We start from the raw sequence: 21,419 nt of genomic DNA, 5'->3' as shown, positions 1-21,419 counted from the left end.
GTAATAACAACATGTCTAACGAAAAAAATCCCGACGTAATCGAAACAGAAGAAGATAAAAAACTAAATTCTCGATTACAATCGAGTCCAATCGCAATTGTTGGTATGGCGTCTGTTTTTGCAGAAACGAAAAACCTTGAACAATTTTGGGACAACATTGTTGAATCAGTCAATGGTATTAAAGATATCCCAGAAGATCGTTGGGCGATTGATGATTATTACTCAAGTGATAAAAAAGCAGCAGATAAAACCTATTGTAAACGTGGTGGATTTTTACCAGAAATTGATTTTGATCCAATGGAATTTGGTTTACCGCCAAATATCTTAGAGTTAACCGATATTACCCAATTGATGTCGTTAGTCGTTGCACGTGATGTGTTAGCCGATGCGGGTATCAGTGATGAAGCAGCTTACGACCGTGATAAAATTGGTATTACGCTAGGTGTAGGTGGTGGTCAGAAACAGATCGCGCCATTAACATCTCGTCTTCAAGGCCCTATTTTAGATAAAGTATTAAAAGCGTCAGGTGTGAGTGATTCAGACCGCGATGTTATTATCGAAAAATACAAAAAAGCGTACATTCCATGGGAAGAAAACTCGTTCCCGGGCATGCTAGGTAACGTTATTGCAGGCCGTATTGCTAATCGTTTTGATTTTGGTGGCACAAACTGTGTGGTTGATGCCGCTTGTGCGGGTTCTTTAGCTGCTATCAAAATGGCAGTTTCTGACTTGCTTGAACATCGTTCTGAAATGATGATCTCGGGTGGTGTTTGTTGTGATAACTCACCATTCATGTACATGTCATTTTCAAAAACACCGGCATTTACTGACGGTGATGATATTCGTCCTTTTGATGAAAACTCAAAAGGAATGATGATCGGTGAAGGTGTTGGTATGATCGCATTGAAACGTCTTGAAGATGCTGAGCGTGATGGCGATAAAATCTATGCCTTGATTAAAGGTATTGGTAGTTCTTCAGATGGTCGTTTTAAATCGATTTATGCACCGCGCCCATCGGGCCAAGTGAAAGCATTAAAACGTGCTTACCAAGATGCAGGTTTTGAACCATCAACATGTGGTTTGATTGAAGCACATGGTACTGGGACTAAAGCGGGTGATGCCGCTGAATTTAGTGGTTTAAACACTATGTTCAGTGAAAATAACGATCAAAAACAGCATATCGCGTTAGGCTCGGTTAAATCTCAAGTCGGTCATACAAAAGCGGCTGCCGGTACTGCAGGTATCATTAAAGCAGCATTGGCTTTGCACCATAAAGTATTACCAGCAACCATTAATGTTGATAAACCAAACCCAAGTTTAGAGATCGAAAACTCACCTCTATATGTAAATAGCGAAACACGTCCTTGGATGCCTCGTGCCGATGGTGTTAAACGCCGTGCAGGTGTGAGTTCATTTGGTTTTGGTGGTACAAACTTCCATTTTGTTATGGAAGAGTACAAAGCGACACATGATGTTGCTTACCGTTTAAATGAAGTGCCACAAACACTAGTGATTAGTGCAACGAATAAAGCGACATTAACAACAACCTTAACAGCTTGGTTAAACAAGCTTTCAGTTGAAACTGATCTTCAAGCCTTTGCTTTTAATGCACTAGTTATTGAAAACCCATTTAAAACACCAAGTAGTGAACTAGCACGTTGTGGTTTTATTGCTAAAAATGCACTTCAAGCCATTGAAAAAATCACGCAAGTATTAAAACAGCTTGAGAATGATGAAACATCGTGGAGCAAACCAACGGGTATTTATTACCGTGAATCTGCGATTGAAGCGCAAGGTAAAGTGGTTGCGCTGTTCTCGGGTCAAGGTTCGCAATATGTGAACATGGGACGTGATTTAACCTGTAACTTCCCAACTATGTTAGCCACCAGCGCTAAGATGGATAAAAGTTTCAGTGATGCTGGCCAGTCACAACTTTCAAGTACTGTTTTCCCGCTACCTGTATTTACAGATGCTGAGCGTAAAACACAAGATGAAAACTTACGTTTAACACAAAACGCACAACCTGCGATTGGTACTTTTAGTGCTGGTCTATTTAATACCTTCAAGCAAGCGGGTTTAATTGTCGATTTTGCTGCCGGTCATAGCTTTGGTGAGTTAACTGCACTATGGGCTGCGGGTGTACTTTCTGAGCAAGATTACATGTTATTGGCACGTAGTCGTGGTGCTGCAATGGCGGCTCCTGAAGGCTCTGATTTAGAAGGAAGTCACTTTGATGCAGGTACAATGGCTGCTGTTGTTGGTGATCCAGAAAAAGTTGCTGCTGATATAGAAGCAATTGAAGGTGTTTCAATTGCTAACTACAACTCAAATAACCAAGTGGTTATTGCCGGTGTAACAGTACAAATTGAGCTTGCTGTTGAGCAACTTCAAGCGAAGGGCTACAAGGTTGTTAAACTGCCTGTTTCTGCAGCTTTCCATACTGAATTAGTAGGTCATGCACAAAAACCATTTGCAGATGTGATTGATAGTGTTGAATTTAACACGCCAAGCATTCCTGTATTTGCCAACGGCACGGCTAAAGCACATTCAAATAATGCAGATGAAATTAAAGCGACACTTAAAAATCATATTTTACAATCGGTTCATTTTAATGAAGAGATTGATAACTTATATGATGCAGGTGGTCGTGTATTTATCGAGTTTGGTCCTAAAAATGTATTAACTCGTTTAGTGGATAACATCTTAAAAGACAAAAATGATGTAGTGACTATCGCGGTTAACAGTAATCCTAAAAAATCTGCGGATCAGCAATTACGTTTAGCAGCTGTTGAGATGGCAGTGTTAGGTCTACAACTAGAAAATATCGACCCCTATTCAGCACAACAACGCCCGGTTGTAGCGCCGAAAAAATCACCGTTAGCGATGAAACTAACCGGTGCTGCTTATGTTAATCCTAAAACTAAAAAAGCATTTTCTGATGCCTTAAATGATGGATGGACAATCTCTTCTGCAGAGCCAAAAGTGGTTGTTAAAGAAGTTATCAAAGAAGTCATTGTTGAAAAAGTGGTTGAAAAAATTGTTGAAGTAGAAAAAATCGTTTATGTACAACAAAATGGCGCGCCAGCAACGACAAATAACCCAACAGAAAATAATGCCGTTGATGTAGCAAGCTCAATTGAGCGCAGTGTAGAAAACTTCGTTAATCATCAATCACAGCTGTTAGAAGTACATCAGAGTTATATGCAAGGGCCTAAGGAATACGCTAAAACATTCCAAGAAGTATTAGCCGCTCAAACAGGCGCGACTGAGTTACCTGAGAGTTTAGATAAAACATTAGGTTTGTATCATGACTTCCAGTCTGAAACCTTACGTGTGCATGAAACGTACCTAAATAGTCAAACAGAAAATATGGGTAAGATGTTAGCTAACCTAACTGACGCACCTATAGCAACCGTAACTGCATCTAAGCAATCTGTTGTAACTAAGTCACCGGTATCAGCGCCATTAACGGCTAAAGCACAGCCTGCAGCAAACAACATTGTGCCTATTACGGCTGCAAAACCTGTTTCTGCGCCTGTACAAGTTGCACAAACGGTGACTCAACCTAAACCTCAAGTGACGTTATCGCCAGCACCTGTTCGTCAACCTTCTCCTGTCGTTAAATCAGCGCCTGCCTTTGATCTGAATAAGATTCAAACAGTGATGTTAGATGTTGTGGCAGAGAAAACCGGTTACCCAACAGAGATGCTTGAACTAAGCATGGATATGGAAGCCGACCTTGGTATCGATTCTATTAAACGTGTTGAAATTTTAGGTTCAGTACAAGACGAAATCACCGATTTACCAGAGCTTAACCCAGAAGATTTAGCTGAACTGCGTACATTAGGTGAGATTGTTGACTATATGAAGTCTAATGCATCAGCGGTAGCACCCGTTGCGTCGGCTCCAGTCGCTACATCAATTGATTTGGATAAAATCCAAAACGTCATGATGTCAGTCGTTGCTGATAAAACCGGTTACCCAACAGAAATGCTTGAATTAAGCATGGATATGGAAGCCGACCTTGGTATCGACTCTATTAAACGTGTTGAGATCTTAGGTTCAGTACAAGATGAAATCACTGATTTACCAGAGCTTAATCCAGAAGATTTAGCTGAACTGCGTACATTGGGTGAAATTGTTGACTATATGAAATCTAAAGCATCAGCCGTTGCTCCTGTAGCCACTAGTGTTGCACCAGTTGCATCAATTGATTTAGATAAAATCCAAAACGTGATGATGTCAGTGGTTGCCGATAAAACCGGTTACCCAACAGAAATGCTTGAATTAAGCATGGATATGGAGGCCGACCTTGGTATCGATTCTATTAAACGTGTTGAGATTCTAGGTGCTGTACAAGATGAAATTACAGACCTACCAGAGCTTAACCCTGAAGATCTAGCAGAACTGCGTACATTAGGTGAGATTGTTGACTATATGAAGTCTAAAGCTTCTGCTGTTTCAGCGACTGCTGTAAGTGCTGCGCCAATAGCTTCTGTAACAACTGCTTCAATTGATTTAGACAAAATTCAAAACGTCATGATGTCAGTGGTTGCTGATAAAACCGGTTACCCAACAGAGATGCTTGAACTAAGCATGGATATGGAAGCGGACTTAGGTATTGACTCTATTAAACGTGTTGAAATCCTCGGTGCGGTACAAGATGAAATCACTGACTTACCTGAGCTTAATCCTGAAGATTTAGCTGAACTGCGTACGCTTGGCGAAATCGTAAACTATATGCAATCTAAAGCGGGCGCAGCTACTCCTATTGCATCAGCGTCAGTTGCGGCTGTTTCGATTGATTTAGAAAAAATCCAAAATGTGATGATGTCAGTGGTTGCCGATAAAACCGGTTACCCAACAGAGATGCTTGAATTAAGCATGGATATGGAAGCGGATTTAGGTATCGACTCGATTAAACGTGTTGAGATTTTAGGTGCGGTTCAAGATGAGATCACTGATTTACCAGAGCTTAACCCTGAAGATCTAGCTGAGTTACGCACTTTAGGTGAAATCGTTAACTATATGCAATCTAAAGCGGGTGCAGTTTCTTCTGCTTCTGTTGCATCAGCGCCAGTCGCAGTATCAATTGATTTGGATAAAATCCAAAACGTAATGATGTCAGTGGTTGCAGATAAAACCGGTTACCCAACAGAGATGCTTGAATTAAGCATGGATATGGAAGCGGACTTAGGTATTGACTCTATTAAACGTGTTGAAATCCTCGGTGCGGTACAAGATGAAATCACAGATTTACCAGAGCTTAATCCTGAAGATCTTGCAGAGTTACGTACTTTAGGTGAAATCGTTAGCTATATGCAATCTAAGGCAGGCGCAATTGCTCCAGCAGGTTCAATAGAATCAACACCTGCTCCAGTTGCGATTGATTTAGATAAAATTCAATCAGTGATGATGTCAGTGGTTGCCGATAAAACCGGTTACCCTGCAGAGATGTTAGAACTTGCAATGGATATGGAAGCGGACTTGGGTATCGACTCGATTAAACGTGTTGAGATTCTAGGTGCGGTTCAAGATGAGATCACTGACTTACCAGAGCTTAACCCTGAAGACTTAGCAGAGTTACGTACACTTGGTGAAATCGTTAGCTATATGCAATCTAAAGCAGGCAGCGCTGTTCAATCTGAAACAGGTACTTCTGTAAAAAAGCCTGAAGGTATTGAAACCATTGTAACGACAACAACGATTAATAATGATTTTGCTCCATCACCAAGTAGCACGGTTGTGGTTAAACACCTTGATGCGGTAACTAGCATGTCTCCAAGCATTAATGGCGAAAACCTATTATTGGTCGATGACGGCGAAGGCAGTGCAGTACGTCTTGCTGAAAAACTAAACCAACAAGGTTGGTCTGTGACGGTATTAAAACCATCATGGGTAACAACCGTTAGTTCAAAATCATTTTCTAAAGCAGTGAATATTATCGAATTAGAGGCTGAGCTAGGACAAGTCGATGAGAAAGAATTACAAGCCATTTTAGCAACACAACTAACATGGCATGCCGTGGTTTACTTGCAAGCTAAAACAGCGATTGAAGGTATTGAATTCCCACAGGCAAGTAAACAAGGGTTACAACTTGCTTTCTTATTAGCAAAATTAACCGGTCTTGCTAAGAATGATGCAACAACTAATAATACTGATGTCCGTTCATCGTTTTTGGTGTTAACACGTCAAGGTGGCTGTTTTGGTGTTGAAAACAACGAACATAACAGCGATTTAGTACAAACAGGCTTAGCGGGTTTAGTGAAAACAATCAGTCATGAATGGCCAAACGTTTTCTGTCGTGTTATCGACGTTGCAAGAAAATTTGGTGCTGACAAAGTAGCAAACATCGTTTTCGATGAACTAAACGACAGCAAGGTTTCACCAGTAGAAATTGGTTTTAACAATAACGGCCGTTTAACATTGGTTGGCGAAAAAACCGATAGTTACGCGCTGCAATCTGGTAATAGCATTGATGAAAACTCTCTGTTTCTAGTGAGTGGTGGTGCAAAAGGCGTGACGGCACATTGTGTTATTCGTTTAGCGCAAACGTATCAGTCTAAGTTTATCCTGTTAGGTCGTTCAAAATATGAGAGCGGTGAGCCAAGCTGGGCAAACGGTGTAACGGATGAAGTGGCACTTAAAAAAGCGGCTATGCAGCACTTAATCGCAAGCGGTGAAAAACCAACCCCTGTTGCGGTTAATAACTTCATTAAACCGGTACTTGCAAACAGAGAGATCACAAAAACACTGGATGCGATTCAAGCGGCTGGTGGTATTGCGCAATATGTTAGTGCAGATGTAACGGATAAAGAAAGTGTATTAAATGCGGTGTCTCCAATTACTGATTTATGGGGCGATATCACCGGTCTTATTCACGGTGCAGGTGTATTAGCAGACAAGTTCATTGAACAAAAAACATTAAGCGACCTAGAAGCGGTTTACAGCACTAAAATCGATGGTTTGTTATCAATGCTAGCCTGTGTTGAAACAGATAAAATCAAACATTTAGTGATGTTCTCATCGGCTGCTGGTTTTTACGGTAACCCGGGTCAATCTGATTATTCAATGGCCAACGATATCTTAAACAAAACGGCTTTCCGATTTAAAGCACTGAACCCTGAAGCACAAGTAGTGAGCTTCAACTGGGGACCGTGGGACGGCGGCATGGTAACACCTGAGCTTAAACGTATGTTTAACGACCGTGGTGTTTATATTATTCCATTAGATGCAGGCGCACAGTTATTAGTCAGCGAATTAGCGGCTGATACAAACCGTTGCGCACAAATCCTAGTGGGTAATGACATGGGTGGTGAAGATGAGTCTTCTGCTGAGGAAGTTTCTGTAAAAAAGCCACTAGTTAGTCGTTATACTAAGAACCTTTTAGCGACTAACAATGCCTTTTTTGCTGATCATCAAATTGGTGATAATCAAGTGTTTCCAACTGTCTGTGCCATTGCATGGATGGTGGAAGCTGCTGAGTCAGCGTACTCGGGTTATCACTACCTTGGTTTGAAAAATTACAAACTGTTCAAAGGTATTATCTTTGATGGTTCGCAAGCAGAAGATTATGTTATCGATCTTGTTCTACTAACTGATAGTGAATTGTCTGATAGTGAAGAGAAGCTAGAAGTTGAAGTGAAAATTTCAAGTGAAACGGCGGGCAAAACTACTTTCCATTACAGTGCGATTTTAGAGTTAGTTAAAAACAAAGAGTCTGCACCTGTTTATCAAGGTGAGTTACCGACATTAGCGACAGAGCAACACGCTCTGTATGAAAATGGTACTTTGTTTCACGGTGAAACCTTGCAAGGCATTACAGCGATTAACCGTTGTGACGAGCAAGGTTTATTACTGAGCTGTGTGATTAATAGCAGTGTTAAACAGAAGCAGGGCGAGTTTGATGTCAGCACTAATAACGTGTTTGCTAACGATTTAGTGTATCAAGCACTGTTAGTCTGGGTTCGACAACAGCTAGGTCTAGGCAGTTTGCCAACGGCCACTGCACAGTGGACTGTTTATCAGGAAGTGCCTGTTGATCAGCCGTTTTATGTGCAATTAACGCTAACTACCAATAAGCGTAATAAAAAAGTGATTGCGGATGTACAGATGATTAACCAACAGAAGCAGATCTTGGCTTCTGTTATTGGCGCGCAAGTCACTGCCAGTGAAAGTCTCAATGATCTGTTTTTAAAAGTGGTTAAATAATGGTGGGACAGTCTCCATTACAACTTATCGAGTCACCGCTTGCGGTGATCGGTTTTAACGCACTTTTTAACGATCTTGCTAATATCGATCAGGTTGAAGCCAGCTTATATCGAGGTGACTGCTTAACGGCGAGTTCACCATTAAATGCCAGTTTTTCTGATCTTTACAAGCAATGCGCAAATCGAGTGGTTGAGTCTAATAACTTAACCGCTCAACAGATCGCTGTCATTGTCATTAATGCTAACAACAGTGAAAATAGCAAAGAAGTTATTGATGAGGTTATTGAGGGGGCAGCGCAAGCTCATTTTAGTTATGAAACCGTCGCCCATCTTGATGAAGCATTGAACCGTAGCGCTCAGATCATTAAAAATAATGGTCATATTGCGGTATTAATTATCACTGCGTCATTAAGCACACAAACTCACAACGTTTCACAATCAACGATCAGTTTTGATGAACATTTTGATGGTTATGCATCTCTGCAAGGGGCTGCCTGTCTGTTATTAAGCTGTGAGTCATTTGTTCAAGAAAATAATAGCGTTTGTTATAGCACTATCACCAATATGACTACGGGTGAACATGCTGATATTGAAGCTATTATTGCTCAATCATTAAAAACTGAATCACTCTCTGGTGAAGAAATTAATGCATTAGAAGTCAGTGCCTGTATAAACAACCAGTTAAATGAGTTGGAACAAAAAGCGTTAATAACAGCTTATAGCGCTTTTAATGGTGGTAAAAAACTAACAACAGCCATCAGTTGTCAGAAAAGTGTGCTCGGTGATAACGGCGCTTTGTCTGAATTAATGGGTTTGATACACAGTGTTATTTCATTGCAACAGCGCTACCGCCCTGCGGTTAAAGGCTGGGACTCTCCATCAGTAGCATTGTTGGATCAATGGGTAGATTCACCTTTTTATCTGTTTAATCAAGCAGCCCCTGTTTTCCCAACGATTTCAGGCAAAGCCCGTATTAATGCGCTTAGCTTAATGACTGTTCATACATACAGTCATTTGTTGTTAAGCGAACCTTTGGGTAATGCTGTCCATCAAAATGGTTTTAATCATAATTCAAAGCAATCATTGTTTATTGTTGGTGCTGAGAATGAAGCTGATTTATTAATAAAACTTACTCAGGTAATGGAACAGTTAACCATTGGAAAAAAACTTAAAACCTTTGCTAAGAAGCTTTATGCAGATAGAGCTGATTGTGTTTATAAGGTGGTATTGATTGCCGAATCCATTGAAGAGCTACAAAAAGAGCTTCAACTGAGTTTAATTGGTGTTAAAACAGCCTTTGCGAAAAACTCAGACTGGAAAACCCCTAAGGGCAGTTACTTTACCAGTCAGCCAGAGAAGGATGCAAAAACAGCCTTTTTGTATCCGGGTATTGGTGCGACTTATGTGGGCCTAGGGCGTGATCTTTTCCACCTGTTTCCTGAAATATATCCCAGTGTGATTGCACTCGCGGATAATATTGGCGCATCCTTAAAAGATGAGCTTTTAAATCCTCGCTCTGTGGTATCCCTTGGTTTTAAAGAACTGAAGCAGTTAGATCTCGAATTACGTAATAGCCTTGCTAACATTGCCGAATGTGGTGTGGGTTATGCCTGTGTCTTCACTAAGATTTTTGAGCAAGTGTTTAAACTAAAAGCAGATTTCGCCTGTGGTTATAGCATGGGTGAAGTGAGTATGTTTGCTGCCCTGGGTTGTTGGCAAACGCCAGGACTCATGAGCGCGCGTTTAGCCAATTCAGACACCTTTAACCACCAGCTTTCTAGTGAACTACGTGCGATTCGCAAACTGTGGAATTTACCCGATATTAAAGACGGTGAGTTTGAGCAGATTTGGGAAACCTACAGTATTAAAGGTAGCGCTGAACAGGTTAATGCGTCGATCAAAGCCGATGAACGGGTTTATGTAACTATCGTAAATACACCCGATAGTTTAACCATTGGTGGTTTCCCTGAAGATTGTTTAAAGGTAATCAAACGCCTTGGTGTACGTGCAATGCCACTTAACATGGCTAACGCCATTCACAGTGAGCCGGCTTATCAAGAGTACGACAAGATGCTGGCGCTTTATAGCATGTCGGTTACCGAACGTATTCAAACTAAGATGATTTCAAGTTCTTGTTACCTGCCTATTCCACAGCTTGAAAAAGCGATTGCGGTAAGCATTGCTAAATGTCTTTGCCAGTCCGTTGATTTCCCGCGTTTGATTAATACCCTCGCCGATAAAGGCTCGAAGGTATTTATTGAAATGGGTGCAGGGCGTTCGCTGTGTAGTTGGACGGATAAGATATTAAAAACAAATGCTATTGATAATAATCGAGTCAATGAGAATCACGTCAATGAGAATCACATCAATGAGAATCACATAAGTGTGCCCGTGAATGCCAAAGGCACCGATGATCAACTGACCTATGCACGTGCAGCTGCCAAACTAGTCAGTTTTGGCGTCGACATTAATCTTGAATCCTTTTTCAGTGGTTCATTGCTTGTGCAAGTTAATTAAAGAGAATTTTATGGAAAATATTGCCATTGTTGGTATTGCGAATCTCTTCCCTGGTTCTAGTCAACCGGAAGAATTTTGGACGCAATTATTAAATAAACAAGATAATCGAACTGAAATTACAGCGACAGAAATGGGCGTTGATCCTGCCAAGTATTTAGGCAAAAAAGGGGATACGGATAAATTCTACTGCATGTACGGTGGTTACATTCGTGGGTTTGATTTTGATGCCAGTGCCTTTACGGGCCGTGGTATTAATAGCGACTATCTTAATCAACTTGATGATATCAACAAGTGGGGATTATATGTCACCGAGCAAGCGTTAAAGAATGCGGGTTATTGGGGCAGTGACGCGCTTGAACAGTGTGGATTAATTCTTGGTAATTTATCGTTTCCAACCAAAACATCGAACCATCTGTTTCTGCCTTTCTATCATCATGTGGTTGAGAATGCGCTGCAACAATTAACCGATGCGCGTTTTCAACTTAAAAACTTTACAGCGGCGCAAAGTGTATTGGCAGATAACGCCTTAGTGGCGGGTTATCCTTCAGCGTTATTGGCAAAAGCATCCGGTTTAGGCGCGTCTCATTTTTCATTGGATGCGGCCTGTGCTTCTTCTTGTTATAGCTTGAAGTTGGCTTGTGATTATTTACATACTGGCCGAGCAGACATGATGTTGGCGGGTGCTATCTCTGGTGCTGATCCTATGTTTGTTAATATGGGTTTTTCTATTTTCCAAGCGTTCCCTGCGAATAATAAACACGCACCTTTTGATAACGACTCACAAGGTCTATTTGCGGCTGAAGGCGCAGGTATGATGGTGCTTAAACGCCACAGTGATGCACTGCGTGATGGCGATACCATTCATGCGATTATCAAAGGTGGCGCACTGTCGAATGACGGTAAAGGTGAGTTTGTATTAAGCCCAAATACCAAAGGGCAAGTACTCGCTTATGAACGTGCTTATCAAGATGCACAGATTTGTCCAAGCCAAGTTGATTACATTGAATGTCATGCAACGGGCACCCCTAAAGGCGATAAAGTTGAGCTGACCTCAATGGAAACGTTTTTTAGCCAATACAATAACAAACCTTTACTGGGATCGGCGAAATCGAATCTTGGTCATTTGTTGACGGCTGCCGGTATGCCCGGTGTGACTAAAGCTATTTATGCATTAAACGAAGCTAAAATCCCTGCGACCATCAGCTTGAAAAATGCGATTAAAACCAAACAGGGTTATTTAACCAGTAAGCAGATGCCGATTGATACTGTTAACTGGCCAATTGAAGCGGGTAAGCCACGTACTGCGGGCGTGAGTGTCTTTGGTTTTGGTGGTAGTAATGCGCACTTAGTCTTACAAGCGGGTAATACGGCGCAACAAGAAACCTTTGAAGCACCTAAACCATTGACGGCTATGTCGATTGTTGGCATGGATTGTATTGTTGGCCATTGTGCTAATTTAGCTGACTTTAGTCACTTGATGACCAGCAATACAAATACATTCCGTGAATTACCTGCACAACGCTGGAAAGGCATTAACACACAACAACTGGTTAAATATACAGTTGGCGTTAATGAGGCACCTAAAGGCGGCTATGTTGAACAGTTTGACATTGATTTCTTACGTTTCAAAGTGCCACCTAATCCACAGGATTGCCTGATTCCACAACAATTGATGATGATGAAAGTCGCTGATAATGCTGTTTTACAAGCGGGATTAACAGAGGGGGAAAATGTTGCTGTGTTAGTGGCAATGGGACTTGAGCTGGATCTTCATCAATATCGCGGGCGTGTTAATTTAACCACTCAAATCGAAGAAAGCTTAAATGAGCAGGGTATTAACTTAACCTCTGAGCAGCAAGACGAGTTAACTAATATCTGTAAAGAGAGCATTGCCTCGCCTGCACAGTTAAACCAATATACCAGTTTCATCGGTAATATCATGGCGTCACGTATTTCAGCGTTATGGGATTTTTCAGGCCCTGCCTTTACGGTTTCTAGTGAAGAAAACTCGGTTTACCGTTGTGTAGAGTTAGCACAAAACTTGTTTGCTACTTCAGATGTTGATGCGGTGGTGATTGCAGCTGTTGATCTTGCGGGCTCTTTTGAGAATATCAGTTTACGTCAACGTTATGGCGCAGTGTCTGAAAACGCGACAAGCCATGCCGACCCATTACAAAATACGCAATGGTTAGTCGGAGAAGGCGCGGGTGCTATTGTTTTAAAATCATCCGCTCAAGCCACTGCAACACCAGTCAGTAGTTCAGTAAATAGCTATGCAAATAGCTATGCAAATAGCTATGCAAATAGCTATGCACAAATTGATGCTGTTAGTTTTGTCTCTGGTAGTGATGCAAATGCGATTAATAAAGCCAGCGAAAAAGCCTGTTTACAAGCGGGCATTCAAGCGACTGACATTACTCATGTTGAAGCCTATGCCAGTGGTTTTAGTGCCGATAACCATGCTGAGCAAGTTTCACTTTCAATACGTTACCCTAACGCGCCGATTGACAGTGTAAAACGTCAAGTAGGTCATTTGTTTAATGCTTCGGGCATCGTCAGTTTGATTAAGTCAGCTTTGCATCTCAATCAGCAGAAAACCGAGAATGTTGCGGTGAATGGCTTAGGCAAAGACATGAGCTGTGCGCATCTTATTTTATCGTCAACGGCGAATGCTTACCAAGCAGCGCCTAAAGAAGATAAGGGCGGTAAAAAGCCTTTCTCATTGGTGAAACCGATTGTATTAGGTGGCGCTGATATTGAGCAATCAATACTAAGCCATCAAGCGAACCCAGTGTTTACAGAGATGAAAACACAGTTAATGAATTCGCCTGCCATCAATATTAATCATGCTGTGGATTTATCACTGTTAAACGTGACTAATACATCAGCATCAGCTCTCTTTAGAGCAGAACAAACAGAAATTGCACCAGACTATATAACAGACACTCATCCTGTAACTTCCCCAGAGAAAGTTAAAATGAATCCAACAAATAAACAAAAACAACAAAAAAATGTAAGCAGTAAAACAAGTAGCGAAATTTTCCAGCAAGCACAGACGCATCAAGCCTTTATTCATGCGCGTCAGGCGGCTGAAAAACAGATATCTACCTTGATTAAATTACAAGCTCAAACCCTGTCAGGACAAACGCCTGTATTACAAACAAGCTCGACTGAGCTTACTGAAACGATTGCAGCTGTTGATATTGAACAACCAGCATCGGGTTTTGCGATTAAAGGCCCAGCGGGTTACCAATATCCACCACTTCAACTTGAAGAGCGTTTTAATCAACCTGCAAAGGTCATTTACGATACCGCTGATTTAGTTGAATTTGCTGAAGGTGATATTAGTAAAGTATTTGGTGAAGAATATAAAATCATCGATAGCTACCCACGTCGTGTACGTCTACCAACAACCGATTATTTGTTAGTAACCCGTGTGACTGACCTTGATGCCACGGTGAATGAATACAAAAAATCTTACATGGCAACAGAGTACGATATTCCTGTTGATGCGCCGTTTTTGATTGATGGTCATATTCCATGGTCTGTATCGGTTGAATCTGGGCAATGTGATTTAATGCTGATTTCTTATATTGGTATTGATTTCTCAAACAAAAGTGAGCGTATTTATCGTTTATTGGATTGCCAATTAACCTTCTTAGAAGACATGGCCTTTGGTGGTGAAACATTACGTTATGAGATTCACATTGATTCTTATGCACGCAATGGTGAGCAACTGTTGTTCTTTTTCCATTACGATTGTTACGTAGGGGATAAGAAAGTATTAATCATGCGTAATGGCTGTGCGGGTTTCTTCACTGATGAAGAGCTTGCAGATGGTAAAGGGGTTATTCATAACGATAAAGACAAAGAAGCGTTTATTAATGCTAAGAAGTCTTACTTCAAACCGCTGATTAATAATACTCAAACGCAATATAACTATGCGGACATGATGAAGCTGGTGGAAGGTGATATCACCGGTTGTTTTGGTCCTGAATATGATCAACAAGGTCGTAACCCATCATTAAAATTCTCATCAGAGAAGTTCTTAATGATTGAGCGTATTACGAAAGTGGAGCCACAAGGTGGTCATTGGGGGTTAGGGTTAATCGAAGGTCAGAAAGACTTAGATCCAAACCATTGGTATTTTCCATGTCACTTCCAAGGTGATCAGGTGATGGCTGGCTCACTGATGTCGGAAGGCTGTGGCCAAGTCGCTATGTTCTTTATGCTGTGGTTAGGTATGAATGGCACTGTGAATAATGCACGTTTCCAACCTATGCGTGGCGAAGCACAAACAGTGCGTTGTCGTGGACAAGTACTTCCACAAACGAATACCTTAACCTATCGTTTAGAAGTGGTTGAATTAGGCATGTCTCCACGTCCGTTTATCAAAGCGAATATTGATATTATCCTTGATGGTAAAGTGGTTGTTGATTTTAAAAACCTGTGTATGGAAATTAAAGATCAAGATGAAAACTCAGCTTATCCTGTAACGTTACCAAGTAATGTGCAGTTATTACCTGATTCAGTTGAGTCTTCTTTTAATGAATTAGAAAGTCATCTTGGTCAAATTAGTCCTGAAGCGATTCATGCACTTGAAAATGATCTGATTACTGACGAAAGGGGTGTTCAGCCATTTAAGAATGCTCAAAAACCGTTAATGCGTGTTGAATCTGATTTTGATGCACCGAAAGAGAAAGGTGTTACACCGATCAAGCATTTTGAAGCGCCTGTAGTTGAAGGACAAAATCGCACGCCTGATACCGTGCCATTTACGCCTTATCATATGTTTGAATTTGCGACAGGTAATATATCTAACTGTTTTGGTCCTGCTTTTGATGTCTATGAAGGCCGTATTCCGCCAAGAACGCCTTGTGGTGACCTACAAGTTGTAACACGTGTGATTGATGTTCAAGGTGAGCGTTTAGACCTTAAAAAGCCAGCTAGCTGTGTTGCAGAGTATTATGTGCCAGCAGATGCATGGTATTTCACTAAAAACAGTGTTGATAATTGGATGCCATATTCGTTGATTATGGAAATCGCATTACAACCTAATGGCTTCATCTCAGGTTATATGGGTACAACCTTAGTTTATCCTGAAAAAGATCTGTTCTTCCGTAATCTCGATGGCTCTGGTGAGTTACTGAAAAAAGTAGACCTACGTGGTAAAACCATCGTTAATGAATCTGTATTGTTAAGTACGACCATGGCCGGTGGCATGATCGTACAAAGCTTTACCTTTGATTTATTAGTTGACGGTGAAAAGTTCTATACGGGTAAAGCAGTATTTGGTTACTTTGGTGGGGATGCTCTGTCGAATCAATTAGGTATTGATAACGGTAAAATCACTAATGCCTGGTTTGTTGATAACAATACGTCTACATCGAACATTCAGAATATTGATTTAACTGATAAGTCACTAGCGCTGTACCAAGCACCTATTACTAAAGCCCATTACAAATTGGCTGGTGGACAACTTAACTTTGTTGATACTGTGTCGATTGTAGAAGGAGGCGGTAAAGCTTCAATGGGTTACATCTATGGCGAGCGTACTATCGATGCAACGGATTGGTTCTTCCGTTATCACTTCCATCAAGATCCTGTTATGCCGGGCTCATTAGGTGTGGAAGCGATTATTGAATTGTTACAAATTTATGCATTAACCAATGATTTGGGTAAGCAATTTAAAAATCCACGCTTTGAAGCACCTTTAACTAATGTTGTGTGGAAATACCGTGGTCAAATTACACCACTTAATAAACAGATGAGCTTAGATGTGCATATCACAGACATTATCAAAACCGATAACGAAGTGCGCTTAGTGGGTGATGCAAATCTTTCTAAAGATGGCTTACGTATATACGAAGTGAAAGATATCGTGCTGAGTATTATAGAGGCGTAAAACGAATTTCAGCTGTGAGTAGATTTAAGCTGCGAGTAGGTAGCTTCGAGCTTCGAACTGCCTACTCGGTTTTCGAAGCTAGTAGTTCATAACACGAAGCTTCAAGCTTCGAACTGTCTGCTTGATTTTCGAAGCTAGTAGCTCGTAACTCGAAGCTTTAAGATCGTAACTTGTAACTTCTAATAAACAACGAAATAGATGAGAACTCCCCTCATCATTTAGGAAATAACAATGAGTGTATTAACGTTAAATAACCAACAACCGATTGATTGGGCATGGAAAGTCGCGAGTGCTAATATCAATACCACTGCTGACGCGGTAAAAAGTGCATTAATGGATCTGACTAAACCTATTTATGTTGCCAAAAGTGGCGATCTGTTAGGTGTTAGCCAAGCAACTTGTGCTGCAAGCAGTGAAGCTGTTGTTGCTTTTGCGCAAGCGCTTAACCCTGAAGACTTAGGTGATGTTGAATACAAGAAACAACATGGCGTTAAATACGCGTATCACGGTGGCGCGATGGCGAATGGTATTGCATCGGTTGAGTTGGTGATTGCTTTAGGTAAAGCCGGTTTATTATGTTCTTTTGGTGCGGCAGGTTTAGTGCCTGATGTGATTGAAGAATCGATTAAACGTATTCAAGCGGCATTACCTAATGGCCCTTATGCGGTAAACCTGATTCATGCACCGGCTGAAGAAGCATTAGAGCGTGGGGCAGTTGAACGTTTCTTAAAATTAGGTGTTGAGACGGTTGAAGCGTCTGCATACCTGGGATTAACTGAGCATATTGTTTGGTATCGTGTTGCGGGTTTAAGTGAAAACAGTGACGGCTCTGTTCATATCAAAAACAAAGTGATTGCTAAAGTATCTCGTACGGAAGTAGGTCGTCGCTTTATGGAACCTGCACCGCAAAAATTATTAGATAAGTTATTAGCACAAGGCAAGATCACCGCTTTACAAGCTGCGCTTTCACAACGTGTGCCTATGGCGGATGATATAACTGCGGAAGCGGATTCTGGCGGTCATACTGATAATCGTCCTTTTTTAACATTACTGCCTACTATCATTGCCCTACGTGATGAAATTCAAGCGCAATATAACTTCTCTCCTGCATTGCGTGTGGGTGCTGGTGGCGGTATAGGAACCCCTGAAGCAACGCTAGCAGCATTTAATATGGGTTCTGCGTACATTGTTTTAGGCAGTGTTAATCAAGCCTGTGTTGAAGCTGGTGCCTCTGATCATACTCGTAAGTTACTTGCGGGTGTTGAGATGGCTGATGTAACTATGGCACCGGCCGCTGATATGTTTGAAATGGGCGTTAAGCTTCAAGTTGTTAAGCGCGGTACTATGTTTGCGATGCGTGCTAATAAACTCTATGACTTGTACGTTAACTATGATTCGATTGAAGATATTCCAACTGTTGAGCGTGAAAAAATTGAGAAACAAATTTTCCGTCAAAATCTTGATGATGTTTGGGCGGGTACAATCGATTTCTTCCAAGCGCGCGATCCCGAAATGCTGGCGCGTGCTAAGAGTAGCCCTAAACGTAAAATGGCATTGATTTTCCGTTGGTACTTAGGTCTTTCATCGCGTTGGTCAAATACCGGTGAGAAAGGCCGTGAAATGGATTATCAAATTTGGGCAGGCCCAAGTTTAGGCGCGTTTAATAGTTGGGTGAAAGGAACTTACTTAGAAGCTTATACTGAACGTAAAGCGGTTGATGTTGCATTGCACTTACTTAAAGGTGCCGCTTATCTGCAACGTATTAATCAACTTAAATTGCAAGGCGTTAGTTTGCAGCAAAACTTGTTGAACTACACGCCGGCATAAAAGAAGCGGTCAAGATAAAGAAGCTGTTAGTTATCAGCTGTCAGCTATCAGTTAGGTCAAAAAATACAAGCGTGTAACCTTGATTTTTTACTGAAAACTAAAGGGTGACTGCTGACTTTATGTTTTGACATTAGCTGACAACTGATAGCTAAAAGCTGACAGCTGTTTCAAATTCAGCTAAAATAGCCCTTATAAGCCTTAATAATCATTAAGGCTTTTTTAATTTGGAAAAAAGAAATGAACCCAAGCGTAGAAGAACAACAAAATAATCCCCTGCATGGTCTAAGCATGGAAATACTGCTCACTGAGTTGGTAGATCACTATGGTTGGAAAATCTTGCATGCCTCTATGCGTTTTCACTGCTTTGAGGTCAATCCTTCTATTGAAGGAAGTCTAAAGTTTTTGAAAAAAACAGAATGGGCACGTACTAAACTAGAAAGTTTCTACCTTTCTCGTTTTAAACGTATGCCTAAGCCACGTGAATCTGAATATGATGTCGCGCCACGTGAACGTGGTTTCTCGCTACATATCGTGCCACGTGACCCAATGGAATTAACCATTGAATCAATTGAGCTTTCACAAGCAAAAGCCGCTTCTGCACATCAAGAGCGCAGTCAACAGAAACGTGATGAACGTTCATTTGGCCGTAGTGATTCTCGCGGTGATTCTGGTAAACATCCATACCGTGATGGTTCTGCTAGCAGTCATGATCGCCCTAAAGACAAACGTGCGAATAAAGATAAAGGTGAAGAAGCGCCTTATAATCCAAGTAACCCGTGGAATACTTAGTTTATTAATGGTGTTGTTTATTAGAGCAAGCCATTTGTAAAAAGAAACGTATAAAAAAAGCCCCAATAATCAATGATTATTGGGGCTTTTTAATGACCAGCGAAAAGCTTGTTAATAAACGATTAACGGAGTTTGAATTTATTCACTAGCCCATCAAGTTGTCCAGCCAACTCACTCATTCTATTTGCTTTCTCTGAGGTATTTGTTGCTAGGTTTAAAGCATTCTCTGAAGCATCTCGAATAACCGATACGTCACGTGCCATTTCTTGTGTCGTTGCTGATTGCTCTTCAGTTGCAGATGCGATTGAAACGATCATGCTATCTAAGTTAGTTGCACTACTGACGATAGTCTCTAAAGATAAACCGGCTTTTTCTGCTAACCCAACACTGATAATAGCTTGATTACTGCCTTCTTGAATACTAGCAACCGCCGCTTGTGTATCTGCTTGAATTGCGCCAATAGAGTTTGCTACTTCTTTGGTTGCTTCACTAGTACGTGCGGCTAAAGCGCGTACTTCATCGGCAACAACGGCAAAGCCTCGGCCTTGTTCACCAGCACGCGCTGCTTCAATCGCTGCATTTAGTGCAAGTAGGTTAGTTTGTTCTGCGATGCCGTTAATAACTTGAATAACCGCACCAATTTCATTACTGCGATCACCTAGCTTATCAACTGTCGCTGATGCAGCGCCAACCACCTCAGAAAGCTTATTAATTCCATTCACGGTATCACGAACAATATCGCCACCTAAGTGTGCTTGTTTACCGGATTCTGTTGCGCTTTCTGATGCATGGTTACTTTGCATCGCCACTTCAGAGACCGTTGAAGACATCTCTTCGATAGCGGTCGCTAGCATTGATGATTTATGTGCTTGCTCATTACTACCATCAGTTAATTCGCGACTTGATTGTTGTATATCAGCAGAAGAACTCGCCACAGAACCTGCGACTTCGTTAATATCGGTCAGTAAGGTATTTAATGAGTCACTCATTTTATTCATGGCGTTAGCAAGTTCTGCAATTTCATCGTTGCCCATCTCGGTAAGTGCTGGTGAGCTTAAGTCGCCTTCACTAATTCGATTTGCTACGTTTAATACAATGCTAAGGCGTTTGTTAATAGAGTTTGATAATAAGTAAGCAATAACAATACCGACTGCGGCTGCAAATAATGTTGCGATGATAAGTTGTGTTAACATTTGGTGAAGATTTGAAGATACTAATTTTAAGGCGGTTGTTACGTCAATTCTTTCCTCTAGTGCGGAAGCATCTAAGATTTTGTCTACTTTATCAAACAGTTCATGCTCCATATCATCAACTGATTTTGATGCTGCTTGTCGACCGGTAGGGTCAAACGTTTTGAAAATAGTGTTGGCTTCGCGAACAATGGTATCTTTGAATTTTTCAATTTGACGTAAGTTCTCAACTTCATTTACTTTTTGTTCAAGTGGTACTAATTTAGCAAGGTAAGATTCAAACGAGGCTTGATCTTTTTTAAAGGCTTCTATTTTACTGACATCACCGGCAACAAAACGAGTGATTGAGGCTAACATATCACCCGCTTCGTCAACTAACTCTAAGTAATAACGCACGCCAGGTAAATCATCTCGTAATGATTCTTCAAGATCGGTGGATTGTAGCGCATCATTAAATTCTTCTGCGATAAGACGATTTAATAAGACTTCTAATTTATCGCCCTCTATTTCAAGCATTTTTATTTTTGCTTTTGCCCAGCGTTCTGTTTCTGGGTTGTAGCGATTAAATACTTCTTTTTCAGCACGTTGAGCATATTCGATAACATAGTTTTCTATGGTCGCCAGTTTATTGCGATCAGATTCTTTTGCTGATTCAAGGATATAAAGATCTTTAAATAAACCTTTGAATTGATCGTAGTTTCCATTAAAGCTTTTTACTCCCCCTTCTTCCCCCGCAAGATACTCTAATACATTTGATTGCATATCTCCAAGTTCATCAAGCACTTGTAGATACATAATAAGACCAGGAACATTATCGCTTTCTACCTCACTTGAAATAGCTTGTATTGTCTTATTTTGTGACCAAATTATGCCTGATACAATAAACATAATGATGATAATGCTTGCAAAGCCGGCGTATAAACGCTGTGCGATAGTAAACTTCATGTTGAGCTCCGTTATAAAAAATACTGTTTTGTGATTT

At 41.0% G+C, this 21,419-nt stretch carries 6 protein-coding genes; 5 read left to right on the top strand and 1 reads right to left on the bottom strand.

Annotated features, from left to right (window positions below; translation table 11 throughout):
• Positions 1-11 precede the first annotated feature (11 nt).
• The 5 genes from CXF74_RS10465 (at position 12) to CXF74_RS10445 (ending at position 19,247) form a co-directional block, all read left to right on the top strand.
• Positions 12-8,210 (top strand): type I polyketide synthase, encoded by an 8,199-nt coding sequence (locus CXF74_RS10465; protein ID WP_232772497.1) that lies wholly within the window; start codon positions 12-14, stop codon positions 8,208-8,210.
• Positions 8,210-10,726, top strand: coding sequence for a PfaB family protein (locus tag CXF74_RS10460; RefSeq protein WP_101082394.1), 2,517 nt, complete (start codon positions 8,210-8,212; stop codon positions 10,724-10,726). Before CXF74_RS10465 ends, CXF74_RS10460 begins: the two co-directional genes overlap by 1 nt.
• A gap of 10 nt (positions 10,727-10,736) precedes the next feature.
• On the top strand, positions 10,737-16,631 hold the full coding sequence (locus CXF74_RS10455; protein WP_101082393.1) for a hotdog fold thioesterase: 5,895 nt from the start codon (positions 10,737-10,739) through the stop codon (positions 16,629-16,631).
• Between the two features lie 231 nt (positions 16,632-16,862).
• Positions 16,863-18,458 (top strand): PfaD family polyunsaturated fatty acid/polyketide biosynthesis protein, encoded by a 1,596-nt coding sequence (locus CXF74_RS10450; protein ID WP_101082392.1) that lies wholly within the window; start codon positions 16,863-16,865, stop codon positions 18,456-18,458.
• Between the two features lie 237 nt (positions 18,459-18,695).
• The gene (locus CXF74_RS10445; protein ID WP_101082391.1) at positions 18,696-19,247 is read left to right on the top strand and encodes a VF530 family DNA-binding protein; all 552 of its coding nucleotides are present in this window, start codon (positions 18,696-18,698) and stop codon (positions 19,245-19,247) included.
• A 122-nt stretch (positions 19,248-19,369) separates the two neighbouring features.
• On the opposite strand, the gene CXF74_RS10440 is transcribed toward CXF74_RS10445, so the two are convergent.
• Positions 19,370-21,382 carry a methyl-accepting chemotaxis protein gene (locus CXF74_RS10440; protein WP_101082390.1) on the bottom strand — a complete coding sequence of 671 codons (2,013 nt, stop codon included), beginning with the start codon at positions 21,380-21,382 and terminating at the stop codon, positions 19,370-19,372.
• Between the last annotated feature and the right edge of the window lie 37 nt (positions 21,383-21,419).

This window comes from Psychromonas sp. Urea-02u-13, from assembly GCF_002835995.1.
Lineage (GTDB): Bacteria > Pseudomonadota > Gammaproteobacteria > Enterobacterales > Psychromonadaceae > Psychromonas.
This window is presented reverse-complemented; position numbering and strand designations above follow the sequence as displayed.